10 protein-coding genes are annotated in these 14375 nt (G+C 64.5%); 3 read left to right on the top strand and 7 right to left on the bottom strand.

Features of this window, described 5'->3' with window-relative positions:
* Nucleotides 1–184 precede the first annotated feature (184 nt).
* Both F4Y72_10395 and F4Y72_10390 read left to right on the top strand, forming a co-directional pair.
* A complete protein-coding gene (locus F4Y72_10395; protein ID MXZ28695.1) occupies nucleotides 185–3142 on the top strand; it encodes a molybdopterin-dependent oxidoreductase in 2958 nt (985 codons plus the stop codon).
* Complete coding sequence (locus F4Y72_10390; GenBank protein MXZ28694.1) at nucleotides 3142–3993, top strand: oxidoreductase; 852 nt, start codon at nucleotides 3142–3144, stop codon at nucleotides 3991–3993. Before F4Y72_10395 ends, F4Y72_10390 begins: the two co-directional genes overlap by 1 nt.
* Nucleotides 3994–4018: 25 nt before the next feature.
* On the opposite strand, the gene F4Y72_10385 is transcribed toward F4Y72_10390, so the two are convergent.
* Genes F4Y72_10385 through F4Y72_10375 form a run of 3 tightly spaced genes read right to left on the bottom strand, consistent with a single transcriptional unit; the run spans nucleotide 4019 to nucleotide 8756 of the window.
* Nucleotides 4019–5335, bottom strand: coding sequence for an amidohydrolase family protein (locus F4Y72_10385; protein MXZ28693.1), 1317 nt, complete (start codon nucleotides 5333–5335; stop codon nucleotides 4019–4021).
* A 5-nt stretch (nucleotides 5336–5340) separates the two neighbouring features.
* Nucleotides 5341–7014 carry an NAD(P)/FAD-dependent oxidoreductase gene (locus tag F4Y72_10380; protein ID MXZ28692.1) on the bottom strand — a complete coding sequence of 558 codons (1674 nt, stop codon included), beginning with the start codon at nucleotides 7012–7014 and terminating at the stop codon, nucleotides 5341–5343.
* Nucleotides 6978–8756, bottom strand: a complete 1779-nt coding sequence (locus tag F4Y72_10375) for an amidohydrolase family protein (protein ID MXZ28691.1) — start codon at nucleotides 8754–8756, stop codon at nucleotides 6978–6980. Before F4Y72_10375 ends, F4Y72_10380 begins: the two co-directional genes overlap by 37 nt.
* Here F4Y72_10375 and pepQ point away from each other — a divergent pair.
* Nucleotides 8663–10000, top strand: coding sequence for a Xaa-Pro dipeptidase (gene pepQ, locus F4Y72_10370; GenBank protein MXZ28690.1), 1338 nt, complete (start codon nucleotides 8663–8665; stop codon nucleotides 9998–10000). The two genes, F4Y72_10375 and pepQ, sit on opposite strands and share 94 nt — an antisense overlap.
* A 58-nt stretch (nucleotides 10001–10058) precedes the next feature.
* On the opposite strand, the gene F4Y72_10365 is transcribed toward pepQ, so the two are convergent.
* The 4 genes from F4Y72_10365 to F4Y72_10350 form a co-directional block, all read right to left on the bottom strand.
* On the bottom strand, nucleotides 10059–12518 hold the full coding sequence (locus tag F4Y72_10365) for a TonB-dependent receptor (GenBank protein MXZ28689.1): 2460 nt from the start codon (nucleotides 12516–12518) through the stop codon (nucleotides 10059–10061).
* Nucleotides 12519–12540: 22 nt separating this feature from the next.
* Nucleotides 12541–13110 carry a nuclear transport factor 2 family protein gene (locus F4Y72_10360; protein ID MXZ28688.1) on the bottom strand — a complete coding sequence of 190 codons (570 nt, stop codon included), beginning with the start codon at nucleotides 13108–13110 and terminating at the stop codon, nucleotides 12541–12543.
* Between the two features lie 122 nt (nucleotides 13111–13232).
* Complete coding sequence (locus tag F4Y72_10355; protein ID MXZ28687.1) at nucleotides 13233–13967, bottom strand: class I SAM-dependent methyltransferase; 735 nt, start codon at nucleotides 13965–13967, stop codon at nucleotides 13233–13235.
* A gap of 40 nt (nucleotides 13968–14007) precedes the next feature.
* Nucleotides 14008–14337, bottom strand: coding sequence for a TfoX/Sxy family protein (locus F4Y72_10350; GenBank protein ID MXZ28686.1), 330 nt, complete (start codon nucleotides 14335–14337; stop codon nucleotides 14008–14010).
* Nucleotides 14338–14375: the final 38 nt, after the last annotated feature.

Below are 14375 nucleotides of genomic sequence, written 5' to 3'. Positions count from 1 at the left end.
TCTTCCTCTCGTGTGAGGCGCCATCCTGGCTCGATTCTCGCTGTCCCTGCTCCAACGCTCCCTCGAGAGGAAGACAGACAACGGGGCTACGGTCGGCGCGTTCAGGTGACGGCGGCCCGCAAGGTTGCTATCATCCGGGGCTGCTTCAGCGGCCTTCAGGGTGCCGCATCCGGGAGAGGAAACCATGCGATTTTCGATCATTCTCTGGGCCATGGTGCAGGCATTGCGGTTCACGAGGCTCCGCTACGCCGAGTTCAGGGAGCGCCTGAAGGAAAGAAACGTCATCGCGCAGTTCAAGCTGCAGAACAATTCCGCCGGGCGCTGGGTCCAGATCGAAAACGGCAGGATCCGCTCAGGCAAGGGCATACACGAGAACCCCGACTTTGCCGTGGTCTTCAAGAACAGGGCGATCGCCGAAGAATTCCTGACGCCTCCGTTCGACCAGCTCGTGCGCGTGGACGCCGCCAAGAACTTCAAGCTGACCGTGCAGGGATCGGACGAGGCGTCGGTGTGGTTCATGATCACGCTGAACCGCATGCAGTCCATCCGCTGGAAGATCGGCACCGACATGGGCAACGGCGTGACCCGCTTCACCAACGGCACCAACGGCGGCCCGATCTTCGTCTATGTCAAGGAAGGCAAGATCATCCGCATTACCCCCGTGGAATTCGACAAGGAAGATGCGCCTTCGTGGACCATCAAGGCGCGGGGCAAGGAATTCACGCCGCCGCGACACACCACGCTGGCCGCGCACGGCCTGTGCCAGAAGTCCATGGTCTATTCGAAAAACCGGATCCTCCATCCCATGAAGCGGGTGGACTTCGATGTCGATGGCGAGCGCAACATCCAGAACCGCGGCAAGTCGGAGTTCGTGCGCATCAGCTGGGACGAGGCGCTGGACATCGTGGTCAAGGAGATCAAGCGCTCCAAGGCGCATGGACCGGGCGCGGTGCTGGTCACGCACGGCTCGCACCACCAGTGGGGCAACCTCGGACACTACCTGAGCGCCTTCAACCGCTTCTGGAATCTGCTCGGCTGTTCCAAGCTGCACAACAATCCCGATAGCTGGGAGGGCTGGTACTGGGGCGCCATGCACCACTGGGGCAACAGCCTGCGGCTGGGCACGCCGGAGTTCTACGGCACCGTGGAGGACTGCCTCAAGGAAGCGGAACTGATGGTGTTCTGGTCGAGCGATCCGGACGCCAGCTACGGCTACGAGGGCACTGTCCGGCGCGAGTGGGCCAGGGAGCTGGGCATACCCATGGTCCATATCGACCCGTTCCTGAACCACACGGCCGCGCACCTGGGCGGCAAGTGGATCTCGCCCAAGCCGGGCACCGATTCCGCGCTGGCGCAGGCGCTCTGTTACGTCTGGATCACCGAGGACCTCTACGACAAGGAATTCGTCGACAAGCGCACGACGGGCTTCGACGGATGGAAGGCCTACATCCTCGGCGAGTCCGACGGCACGCCGAAGACCCCCGAATGGCAGGAAGGGGAGACAAGGGTGCCCGCGCGCGAGGTCCGGGCGCTGGCCCGGCAATGGGGCAGCAAGAAGACCTATCTCGGCGCCGGCGGCTGGGGCTGCGGCCTGGGCGGCGCCGGACGCGGCCCCATGGGCATCCAGTGGGCGCGGATGATGACCATACTGGGCGCGATGCAGGGCTTCGGCCGGGCGGGCGTGAACTTCGGCAACCTCCAGTTCGGGGCCCCACTGGATTTCTCGTTCTACTTCCCCGGCTACGCGGAAGGCAGCATGTCGGGCGAACTGACCTACAGCGCCAACGCGGCCAACAACTACCAGCGCATGCCGCACGTCGTGACCATGAATTCGTCGCGTCAGAACATTCCCAAGATCCGTCTACCCGAGGCGATCATGGAAGGCAGCGCGATGGGCTTTCTGACGGACGTGTCGTCCGTGCGCGGCCAGTTCCTGCGCTTCGGCTATCCGGCGCCCGGTCACGCCAAGATCCAGATGATGTACAAGTACGGCAGCCCCAACTTCGGCACGATGGTCGATTCCAACCGCTGGGTGCAGATGTACCAGTCGGAGAACCTGCCGTTCGTCGTCAACCAGTCGATCTGGTGGGAGGGCGAGACGCCCTACTCGGACGTCATCCTGCCCGCCTGCACCGTGTTCGAGCGCTGGGACATCGGCGAGTACTACAACGTGGGCGCGGGCTACGTGCACCACATGTTCTCAATGGTCAATCACCGCGTGGTGTCGCTGCAGCACAAGTGCATCGAGCCGCTTGGCGAGTCGAAGTCCGACTACGACATCTTCCTGGCGGTGATCGAACGCCTGGGGCTGGGCGCGATGTACTCGGAAGGCGGCAATACCGAACTGGACTGGTGCAAGCGCGTGTTCGATTCATCCGACGTGGCCAAGCACACCACCTGGAAGGAGTTCCTGAAGAAGGGCTATTTCGTCGTGCCCGCGGACCCGGCGGACGCGCGCGCTCCCACCGCCAACCGCTGGTACTACGAGGGCCGGAAGAAGGACACGCCCGAGCCCTATCCGCTGCCGGCGGATTACGTGGGCGAGTTCGGCGAAGGACTGCAGACGACGTCGGGCAAGTTCGAGTTCCTGCCCGATACACTGAACCAGATCGACGACCCGGCGCGGCCACCGCTCAACAAGTACCAGAAGAGCTACGAGAACGCCGAGGCCGAACCGGCCCTGGCGGACTTTCCGCTGCAACTGCTGACGCCGCACACGCGCTACCCGTTCCACATCATGGGCGACGACGAGGGCTGCACGCTGCAGGACATCCGCGAGCACCGCGTCACGGTGAACGGCCATTCCTACCTGGTGGCGCGCGTCAACCGCCAGGACGCTGAAGAACGAGGGGTCAGGGACGACGACCTGATACGCCTCTGGAACCTCAGGGGCTCGGTGGTCTGCGCCGCCCAGGTGACGGACCGGCTGCGGCCGGGCGTGGTCAGCGCCTGCACCGGGTCGGCCCAGTACCGGCCCGTCGGGGAGCCCGGCAACTCGACCGATCTGGGCGGCTGCGTGAACATGCTCAATCCCAAGAAGACCATCACCGAGCAGGCCAGCGGGATGGCGCCCAACACGTCGCTGATCCAGTTCGAGAAATGGACCGGCGTCGATACCTGGCAGCGGGCGGAGGCGGCGTGATGGCGAAGAAATGGAACATGATCGTCGATATCGAGCGCTGCGATAACTGCCGCAACTGCTTCTTGGCCACGAAGGACGAGCACATCGGCAACGAGTTCCCCGGCTATTCGGCGCCGCAGCCGGACCGCGGGCACAGTTGGGTGGACATCAAGCGCCACGAGCGCGGCGCTTGGCCGGCGGTCGAGGCGCACTTCATGCCGGTGATGTGCAACCACTGCGACGACGCACCCTGCATGAAGGCCGCGAAGAACGGCGCCATCACCAAGCGCTCCGACGGCATCGTGCTCATCGATCCGGTCAAGTCCAAAGGGCAGAAGGAAATCGTGGACGCCTGCCCGTACGGCGCGATCTACTGGAACGAGGAGGAGCAAGTGCCGCAGTCCTGGTTCTTCGACGCGCACCTGCTCGACGGGGGCTGGGACAAGACCCGCCTGGAGCAGGCCTGCCCCACCAACGTGTTCCGCTCGCTCAAGGTCGAGGACAAGGAGATGCAGCGCATCGCCGGGGAAGAGGACCTCGAGGTTCTCAAGCCCGAGATCGGGTCACGGCCGCGCGTCTACTACAAGAACATGCACCTGATGACGACCTGCTTTGTCGCCGGGTCGGTCGTGGTCGACGTGGACGGCGTCGAAGAGTGCGCGGCGGGCGCCGAAGTGGTGTTGACGCAGGACGGCCAGGAACTGGCGCGCACCGAAACCGACACCTTCGGCGACTTCCGGTTCGACAAGCTCGCCGGGAACAGCAGCGGCTATCGGGTGGAAGTCCGTTCGGAATCGTCCGGCAGCGCATCGGCGGCCTTCGACCTCGCCGAAGAAAGCCTCCATATCGGAGTACTCGCACTGTCGGCCTGAACCGCCACGGAACGGACTCCGTGCTCTACGGGCGTTTGTGAACGACTCCGTCCTTCATGACGAACACGACCTTTTCCAGGATGCCGATCTCTTCGTAGGGATTGCCTGAAACCGCCACCAGGTCCGCCTGCAAACCCTCGGCGATGCGGCCGGCCTGATCGCCGATCCCCAACAGGTCGGCCGCACGGACGGTCGCCGCGCGTATCGCTTCGGCCGGCGTCATCCCGAATTCGACCATGCGCGAGAACTGCCGGGCATTGTCGCCGTGCGGGAACACGCCGCTGTCCGTGCCGAAGACTATTTCTATGCCCGCTTCATGCGCTTTTCTGAAGCTCTCGCGCTGGATCTTCCCGACCTGACGCTCTTTTTCCAGCGACTCCGCCAACATGCCGCTCTTTTCGCCTTCCGAGAGAATGTACTCGGTGACGTAGATGTCCATGACGAAGGTCGTGCCGCGCTCCTTCGCCAGCTCGATGATTTCGTCGGTCAGGAAACTCGCGTGCTCGACCGAGTCGACGCCGGCCAGGATCGCGTTTCGGATGCCCGCGGTCCCATGCGCGTGGACCGCGACCTTACGTCCGTGCGCGCGGGCTTCATCCACCAGCGCCTCCAGTTCCTCGAGCGTGTACTGCACGGCGTCGAGTCTCGTTCCGCTGGACAAGACCCCGCCGGTCGTGCACGTCTTGATCAGGTCCACCCCGAACTTCACGTTTTGGCGAACCTTCTGGCGGACCTCCCAGGGTCCGTCGGCGACACCGCTCCCCGTTACGCCGTATTCGTGCGGCAACAGGTTCCTGTCGCTGCAATGACCGCCGGTAATGCCCACGGGCGGTCCAGAAACCAGCATTCTCGGCCCGGCCACTTCACCGGCGGCGATCGCGTCCCGGAGGGCGACGTCCGCATAGCCGGGCGCTCCCACGTTCCGCACTGTCGTGAATCCCGCCTGCAGCGTAGCCGCCGCGTTCTTGACGCCATTGATCGTGGCTTCCGGAAGCGACACGACCAGTGTTCTCAGTCCGTGGTCGTCCGAGTCGTGCAGCAAATGGGTATGGGCGTCGATCAGGCCGGGCAGAAGCGTGTAGCCGGACAGATCGATGAACTCGGAATCCGGCGGAATCGGCTGTTCGCTTGACGGAGTTACGGCGACAATCACCCCGTCCTCGATGGCGATGGTCCGGTTCGCGAGGAGTTCCCCCGCTTCCACGTCAACTATCGCGCCGGCGCGAACATACGTGTCGGGTTCCGCGTGGCCGGCCTGGCCCAACAGCAACGCGACCGCGAGAAATCCGGCGTTGCGCAAGGCCAACGGAAGTCTCGAAGTTCTTTTTGTGTATTCGCTCATTCTTATCAACTCAGCATAAAGCCCGCGTAACCGTTTTCGACGACCTGCTCGCATCGCTCCACGTATGCCGGGAAGCCGCCTACGTAGGGCAGGAAACCGCCGGGTTTGCCCGGGATATTGGCGCCCGTGTACCAGGAGGCGCAGTCCCCGCGTATCGAGCGTTGCGCCACCTCATCGTTGTGGACCGCCCAGGCGTCCTCGTGTTGCATCTCGGCTTCGATCGCATCGAGTCCGCGCTCGCGCATGTGCACGAGGCAATCGGCGATCCAGTCCACGTGCTGCTCCACGCCCGTGACCATGTTGATCAGCACCGACGGACTGCCCGGACCGTTCACCATGAACAGGTTGGGGAAACCGTGGGTGGCAAGGCCAAGATAGACGCGCGGGCCGTCCGTCCACTTCTCGCGCAGGGTCAGTCCGTTCCGGCCGCGCAGGTCCATGGCCAGCAGCGCGCCCGTGATCGCGTCGTATCCGGTCGCGTACACGATCGCGTCCACCGTGTGCACCGTGCTTCCCGTGCGAATGCCCTCGGGCACGATGCCCTCGATCGGCGCCCGGCCGATGTCCACCAGGTTCACGTTGTCGCGGTTGTAGGTGGGGTAGTAGTCGGTGTCCACGCACATGCGCTTGCAGCCCAGCGGGAAGTCGGGCGTCAGTAGTTCGGCCACCTTTTCGTCGTCCACGAGCTCGCGGATCTTGCGGCGCACGAAGTCGGATGCCGTCCGGTTGGCCTGCGCGTCGAATAACACGTCGGCGAACGCGCCCTGGAACGCAAGCCCGAAGTTGTCCCACCAGCGCTCATACACTTCCTCGCGTTCCCGTTCGGAAACGGCCAGCGCGGACCGGCCCGCCGGTTTGAAGGGCAGTGCGGTGAAGCCTTTCTTCGATGCTGCGCGAATCTCGCCGTAGCGGGACTTCACGTCGTTCAATTCATTCGGAGCTAGCGGCCGGTTGCTGGCCGGAACGGCGTAGTTGGGCGTGCGCTGAAACACCGTGACATGCTGGGCCTGCGCCGCGATCAGCGGAATGCACTGGATGCCGGACGATCCCGTGCCGATGACCGCCACCTTCCGGCCCGTGAAATCGACTTCCTCATGCGGCCATTGGCCGGTGTGATACGTGTCGCCGGCGAACGTGTCGCGCCCCGGAATGTCCGGGAGGTTGGGCGTCGACAGCACGCCGCTCGCCATGATGCAGAAGCGCGCCCTGTGCGTTTGCCCGTCGTCGGTCGTGACCGTCCAGTGCGAGGGAGATTCGGCCGATGCCTCCTCGAACCGGGCCGCCGTAACGCGCGTATTGAACTGAAGGTCGCGGCGCAGGTCGAACCGGTCGGCCACGTGCCGGATGTAGGAAAGGATTTCCGGCTGCGACGCATACCGCTCCGTCCATTCCCACTCCTGCTGAAGATCGTCGTCGAACTGGTACGAGTAATAGATGCTCTCGATGTCGCAGCGGCACCCCGGATAGCGGTTCCAGTACCAGGTTCCCCCCACGTCGCCGCCCGCCTCGAAGGCCCGCACGGAAAAACCCATCCGGCGGAACTTGTACAGTGCGTAGACGCCGGCGAACCCGGCGCCGACGACGATCACGTCCAGCAGCGCGCCGGGCGAACCGCTTCCCGCGGTCCGTTCAGGCACTTTGCTCACGATTCCGGGTGTGCGCGCTTCCGCGCGGCGCATTCCGCCTGGTTGGGGAAGGGTTGATGGTTTTCACGATAGAGCGGCACGATATCTTCTTTTTGATTGGCCCGCAGCACTTCCCCGAATCCGAAAGGCAGCCCTCCGGCTTCATCCGGCAATTCGACGCACACAAAATGGGCGCCAACGGCGAATTGGCAGCCGTCCGGCAAGGCGCCGGAGAAGCCATTGCGGTTGCCGCTGCGCAGCCGCCCGTCGACGAATGTGGCCACCACTTCCGCCGCCGTCGCGCGCAGCAGGTCATCGAACGGATCGTCGGATTGCTTCCGGAACACCATGATGTCGGCCGCCAGCCCCGCTTCCAGCTTGCCCGTGACGTCCTCGAGCCCCAACGCGTAGGCGCCGTTGCCGGTGGCCATTTGCCACAAGTCCGCTGAAGACAGGATCGGGCTGCCCGACCCGCTTCCGTAGAGCTTCGCCGCGCATCGCAGCTCCTCGAGCATGTTGTACGACCCCGAGACCGACCAGTCCGTGCCGATCGCCATCCGCACGTTCTCCCTAAGCAACGCGGGAATGTCGGCCGTTTCGCCATAGAGAGCGACGTTGGAGCGCGGCGACCAGATCAGCGTAACGTCGAGATCTCCCAGCCTTCCGAAGTCGCCGGAATCCAGGCCTACCCCGTGGATCAGGGAGAAGCGCCGAAGTGATTTGTGCGTCGCGACATAGTCAAGAAAGAACCGGCCTTCCAACCGGGCGACAAGGTTCGTGCCCTCCGCCACGTGCGGGACGTAGGGTACGCGCGGCGGAAGGTCCTCGGTCAACTCAGGACGAAAGGCTTCCGTGCCCGGGTCGGGGAAGGACCGCAACTCGCGGATGCGCTGCATCGCTTCCGGGTCGAAGGGAAACGTCCTCATGTCGCCGGCATACTCGTATTCCGGGCGTTGCCGGGAGCCGGCGTTCTTTGCCAGACCCCGGACCGCGCCCGATCCGGATATCAGCGTCGTGCCGGCAAGCAGGTGTCGCAGCTCGATCCAGAAGAGCGTCTTCGCATCGTCCGTACCGTCCTTGTACCGAATCTTGTTCGCACCGTCCCCCACGCCGGACTCGGGGATCCATTCGTCGCGATGTGCATAGACGGGCAGTTTCCGCCGGTCCTGCGGCGTCAACATCTGGAAGCTGTAGCGCGTGTGCTCGTGCGGGTTGATCAGCCCGGGAGACACGTAGTTCCTTCCGCAGTCGTATACCGCGGCGTCCCCTGCCGCGGACTCGATTCCGCCTTCGGGAACCAGTTCCACGATCGTGTCGCCGGAAATGAGAACCGCTCCATACCGCGCGCCGTCCATGCCCGTCAGCAGGTTGCCGACGATGAACGTTTCCTCTGATTCGGGCCCACCCGCCGTGAACCGGCACATCCCCGCAGGCGCAGCGCTTGCCTGTTCATCCGAATCGGACTCCCCGGCGGCTGAAGCATCCGGCGCCGCCACCATCAGCATCGTCAAAGAGAGAAACGCTGCTGCCAGCCAAGAAGTCGCAGAAGCGCCTTCGGTCCCGATCCTTGCTCCATTCATGACGATGCTTTGTTGGTTAGCGCGCGCAATAGTGCGCCAGGCGCCGGCAACGATCAAGTTGCCCCATGCAATCTTCGGTACACTCCGGCAAGTGCGCAAGCCAGCGCTGATGGAGGCCGCTAATGACTGAAGGGTGTGAGCCCGATTCCTGGGCATCCCTGTATCGCGACCATATCGCGGAGTGGGACAGGCGAGTCTCCGATGCGTGCGGCGCATGCGGAGTTGAGGGGGTCGTCGTGTTCTCGGGCGCGGCGAAGTATCGCCACCGGGACGATCTCGAGTATCCGTTCTTCGCCGATCCCTACTTCAAGGCCTGGGTGCCGAACGCCTATCCCGACGCCGCCCTCAAGATCGTTCCGGGCGAAACCCCGGTCCTGATCTGGTTGCGGCATGAAGATTTCTGGCACATGCCGGCGCCCGAGCCTTCCGGCTTCTGGGCTCAACACATGGAGATTCGTAGCGTCTCGAAAAAGGGAGACCTGCTGCAAGAATTGGGCGGGGTGTCGCGGTTGGACGGCATCGGCGAGGAAGCGCACGAAGCAATGGGATTCGCGAGCGTCAACGACAAGAAGCTGCTGACGCACCTGGATTTCCACCGCGCCCGCAAGACGCGCTACGAGATCGCATGCATAGAGGAAGCGAACCGCGTGGCGGCGCCGGGGCATGCCGCCACCGGGGACGCGCTGACGGGGCGGCCGTCGGAATTCGAACTCAACGGCATCTATTGCCACTCGTCGGGACAGCGCGAGTCGTCGCTGCCGTATCAGAGCATCGTGGCCCTCAACCAACACGCAGCGGTATTGCACTACCAGAACCTCGACTCGCAGCCTCCCGAGCAGTTCCGCTCATTCCTGATCGACGCCGGGGCTAATCACAACGGCTATGCTTCGGACATCACCCGCACATGGACGTCGCCGGGCGATCCGTTCGCCGACCTGATCGCGTCAATGGATGCCTTGCAGCAGACGATTTGCGAGGAGGCACGTTCCGGAACGAGCTTCATCTCGCTGCACGATCGGACGCATCAGTTGCTGGCCGACGTGCTGGCGGAACACGGAATCATCCATTGCACCGCTGCGGAGGGCTATGAACGGGGCCTCACCCGCACCTTCCTGCCCCACGGGCTCGGTCACCTGCTGGGTCTGCAGGTCCACGACGCGGGCGGCCGCCTGGAGTCGCCCGACGGAGCCGAGCGCAATCCCCCGTCGGAGCATCCGTTCCTGCGCCTGACCCGGACTTTGGAGCCCGGGTTCGTCGTGACCATCGAACCGGGCCTGTACTTCATACCCGCCCTGCTGAACGAGGTCCGCGACGGGCCCCTCCGCAGTGCCGTCAACTGGGAAACGGTGGAGCGGTGGCAGCCCTACGGGGGGATCCGGATTGAGGACGATGTGCTCGTGACCGAAACCGGCAGCCGGAATCTGACCCGGCCCGCACTGGAGCGCTGCGGCATCGCCTAGCGGGTCCAGGCCTTCCAGAACCGGCGTATCCGCTGCCGGTCCTGTCGCAGACAACGGTTCAGGAGCCGAAGCTGCGCCGCAGTGTCAGTTGCCAGTTTCGCTCCGGGCGCGCCAGCACGACCACGTCGCCGAATATCTGCGGGAAATTACCCTGGAAATAGAGTTCGTCGAGCGCGTTGTTGACTCCCAGGATTGCGGTCCAGCGGCGGATGGTCCACGAAACCGATGCGTTCGCCAGCGTGTAGGCAGGAAGCCGCACGGTGCGCGCCACGCCGGACCACGCGGGACCCACCCGGCTGACGCTCAGGGTCAGCGCCAGGTCCCGCGACGCTTGCCAGGTTCCGCCGGCGCTGATCGCGAATTCCGGCAGGGCTCCGCGTTCCCGGAACCGGGTGTCTCCCGCGGGCAGGACGGTCACCACGTGGCCGCCGTAATGGTCTTCAGGGGCCAGACCGGTGATCGCCGTCGGCGCGAAAATGAACCGTCCGGTAAGCGGTTCGCGATAGATGCGCGAGCGCGTGGCGGAAAACAGCAATCCGAGACGTTCGCTCACGGCGGCGCGCACATCCAGCTCCAGTCCCCGGCCCAGCACCGCAAGATTGGCGTCGGCGAACGCCGAATAGTCGACTCGTTTCTGCTCATACCAGGCCAGGGCCGCCTGCAGACGCCCGCCCAATCCGGCGAATTTCAGCCCCGCCTCCCGAAGCCGCGAGGTTCCCAGCGGCCCCGCGCTGACGTTGCGCACGGAAATCTCTCCGGATTGTCCACCCAGGGACAGGGCCTGCTCGGCAACGGTCAGGTAGGGACGCCAGCCGCCCAGCGTCAGGCTGATCGACACGCTCCACGAAAGCTTGCTTTGCACCGTGGATGCCGAGGCGTTCGGCGTGGATGTCACGAGGGGACCGGGGCCGTTGGTCGAAGTCAGGTCGTAGCGATCCCAGCGGGCGCCGGCCAGCACCGACCAGCGTTCCATGAAAGTCACGTCCGCCAGCGCCGCCATGCCCAGGTTCAGCCATTCCGTGGCGATATCCGTAGTGCGCGCTTCCCGGCCTGGACTGGCGAAGGCCGAGTCGCGCAGGTCGAGCGGGGACGGCGGCTGGCTGATGTCCCTGCGGTTGAAGTACTCATAGGAGAAGTCCTGGCGGGCCCGCGTGTCGTAATAACGCAGGTTGGGCGCAACAACCAGGTCGGCTGTGAGCGTCCGGCGCAGTTCCAGACCGCGGAATACGGCTTCCAGACGCTCCTCCACCAGCACCGTGCGGTGCTGCTGCGAAAATCCGTAGCTGGCCACAATGTGCCGGTCGGCGTAATCGACGAACAGCTTCTGGCGCAGCGTCACCCCGCCTAATTCCGCGAACACGTCGAAGTAGGCGGCCAGAGACTCGGCTGCGCCGCTGTCCGACGGCGCGCAAAGGCAATGTTCGGCGCCGATCGGCACGCGACGCAGCGTGTCCGGGTTGAGCCGCAGCGCCTGGCGTTCCGCCTCGCTGTCGAACGTCACGCCGCTCTTTCCGTAGGGCTGGAACACGGCCAGCCGGTTACGCGGGCTGACGGCGAGCACTTCCCGCTGGCTGATCCGCCCGTCGCGGTCGTTGTCCAGGTCCACCAGCGGCTCGCCGGACAGGTACAGGCCGTCGTCGATCAGCTTCTGGTCGATGCGGTTCCAGCCGGCGTTCTCCGCGCCGCGCCAGCGTTGGTACTGTTGCCCCAACTCGATCCAGATGTCGCTGCGCAGGTCCACAACCAGCGTTCCCTGCAGCATGAGTTGCCGCTGTCCCGGATGTTCCCGGTAGTAACTTCCCGCGTCCTCCACCAGGCCGAACACGTGATAGCCTGCCGGCTTGCCGAACAGGCGCGCGGGACCGCCGCGCTGTCCTTCGAAGGCATAGCGGTCCCAGGAAGCGACCCGGACGGCCACGTCGCCCCTGGGCGCCTCGATGAATCGGTCCTCGTCGGCGCGGGCGGTCTTGGGCACCAGGTTGATATAGCCGGAAATCGATCCCGCGCCGTGGATGGGCGAGGCCGGCCCGCGCACGACGTCCACCCGGTCGGTGGCCCGAATGAGCGATTGCCATCCACCGGCGCTGACCAGCCGGCGCATGCCGCGGAAGTGCGTGTCGGCAAGCGCGCCCCGCAGGTCGATGCTGGCCGCCAGCCCGAAAAACGAGGCCGTATGGGCGCCCGGGATGATCTGCGAGAAGTCCTCCACCGTCTCGACCCCATGCCGCCCCAGCAGCTCTTCGCTCAGGGACGCGGTGGAACGCGGCGTTTCCCACGCCGTCTTGTCCAGGCCGAAAACCGTATCGCCGGGGGCGGCGTCCAGCACCCCGAACGGGTCGGCCGCTCCTTCGGGCAGCCGCTCCGCCTCAACCACCAGTTGCTCGATTTCCGGGTCTTCAGGCTGCGCGCCGGGCGCTTCTCCCGCCTTCACGAACGCCGGCAGGAAAAGCACCGCCGCTGCCAGGACTGCGACAGCGAACGTTCGCGCTTCGACCGTCCTCGGGCCCTCTGCGCGCATCTGAGCCGTTTCGGCCGTCCGGCTATTCGCTGGCGGCTTTTTCTTTGGCCTCGGCCGTCCAGGCTTCTCTTACCGCGCGCCCGCGCTCAAGCAGGGGCGTGAATTTTTCGTAATCCACCTCCTTTTCCCTGAGCTTGTCGATATAGGCCGTGGGCGTCAGGGGCGACTCCGCCCAATGGATAAACCGCCATCCCTCGGGCTTCTTGCGCAAGACCGCACTCATCCGGATTTCCTCGCCGAGCGGGCTCCTCCCTCGCATCTTCATCTCGAAATGCATGTACCAGACGGCAATGGCGAGATCGTCGGCGATGAGCTTGACCGAAATGTCATACATCTCCTCGCGCAGCGCTTCCAGCACCGGGTTAGGCAGGGGCGGAGCCAGATAAGCCCTGAGCGGCTCCCAGCCGAGGAACCAGCGTTCCTGTTCCTCGGCCAGGTAGAAGGGCACCTCTTCGTCCTGGTCCCACAGGTCCAGCACCTTGCGGAAATCCTGGGTGTTCCAGACTTCCGCGGTGTGGTGAATGAATGCCTTTATGGCTTCGATTTCGTCCTGCTCGGCAGCCTGGGCCGAATCGATCGAATGTGCAGTCATGGTCAATGCCACTCCCAATAGAAAAGTCGCCCGCAGCGACGCAAACACGGTTGAACGCACAATTTTCCCCTTGCAGGTGCCCGAACGGCAATCGTAAACGGTTTCCGCTGGTGAGGGGCGCGTCAGACGCCGGCAACGAGCAGGCGGTAGCCAATGTCGAGTTCCGCTTCCTTCAGCAGCGCTCCGTACTTGCGCTGCCAGTTACCGGATTCGAGGTCGGCGCTCAGTTGCGCCAAACCGGTCTCCTTGTCCGACAGCTTCGAGAACGTGGACATCGCGCCGCGCACGCGCTCGTCGAGATAGTCGTGGGGGCGTCGCCAGCGGGAGCCGAGAAAGCCGTCGGTGCAATCGTGCGGAACGGGGACTGTCTGTACCGTTACGGGTCCGAGTTCTCGCTCGATGTCGCGGAACGAAGGAAATATCCGGCGGTCGATCTCAAAGAGTTCCGGGAAATACTCGGTCAACCAGAATCCCCGCGATTCGGGGTCGCATGTCAGCACAACGACACGGTCGCGCGCAACGCGCCTGAGTTCCCGGAGCCCTTTCGCCCGGTCGCGCCAGTGATGGACGGACAGGATCGCCATCGCCGCATCGAAACTGTCGCTCCCGAACGGCAAGGAGCTGGCCGTAGCCTGGACCGCGCCGGCGCTGCCCGCCGGCCTTTGCGCGATCATCGTCATCGACGGCTCCACGGCCACGACATGCCGGTCGGTGGGCTCATAGGAACCAGCCCCGGCACCGACGTTGATGACGGACCGAGCGTCACCCAGCGCACACCATACCGCCTTCTCGATGCGCGGATCGGGCCTTCGAAAGTCCGCGTATCCGCGCCCGATCCTGTCGTAAAGCGCCGTCATCGCGGCAGGATAACAGGCACCCCGGCGCGGCTCCCGGCGGTTATTTGGGCGGAAGGCTTTCGGCGAATGTGGCTGCTTCGCCCACCCAGGTTTTGAGGTCCCGCTCGGACTCCAGTCCGGCCGGCTCGACCAGCGCCCATCCCTTCATGACGCGGCCCGTGATATTGGCGGGTTGGGTGTGGGGCCGGGCAAGCGTTTCTTCATGCTTGTCTTTCCCCAGGCGAACGATCAGCGAACCCTTCCATGTCCCAAGGCACATGTTGCCGTTGATCAGGAAGCAAACGCCCCCGAACATCTTCTTCTCGGAGAAACCCGCACGACCTTCAAGCAACGGACGGATGCGCTCAATCAACACTTCGTCTTCAGTCACATTTCCTCCTTCCAAGACTTCTCAACTCTATGCCTTTG

The organism is Gammaproteobacteria bacterium (assembly GCA_009838035.1).
Classification (GTDB): Bacteria; Pseudomonadota; Gammaproteobacteria; order Steroidobacterales; family Foliamicaceae; genus Foliamicus.
Note: the sequence above shows the minus strand (reverse complement) of the source record. Positions and strands in the feature narration are given on the sequence as shown.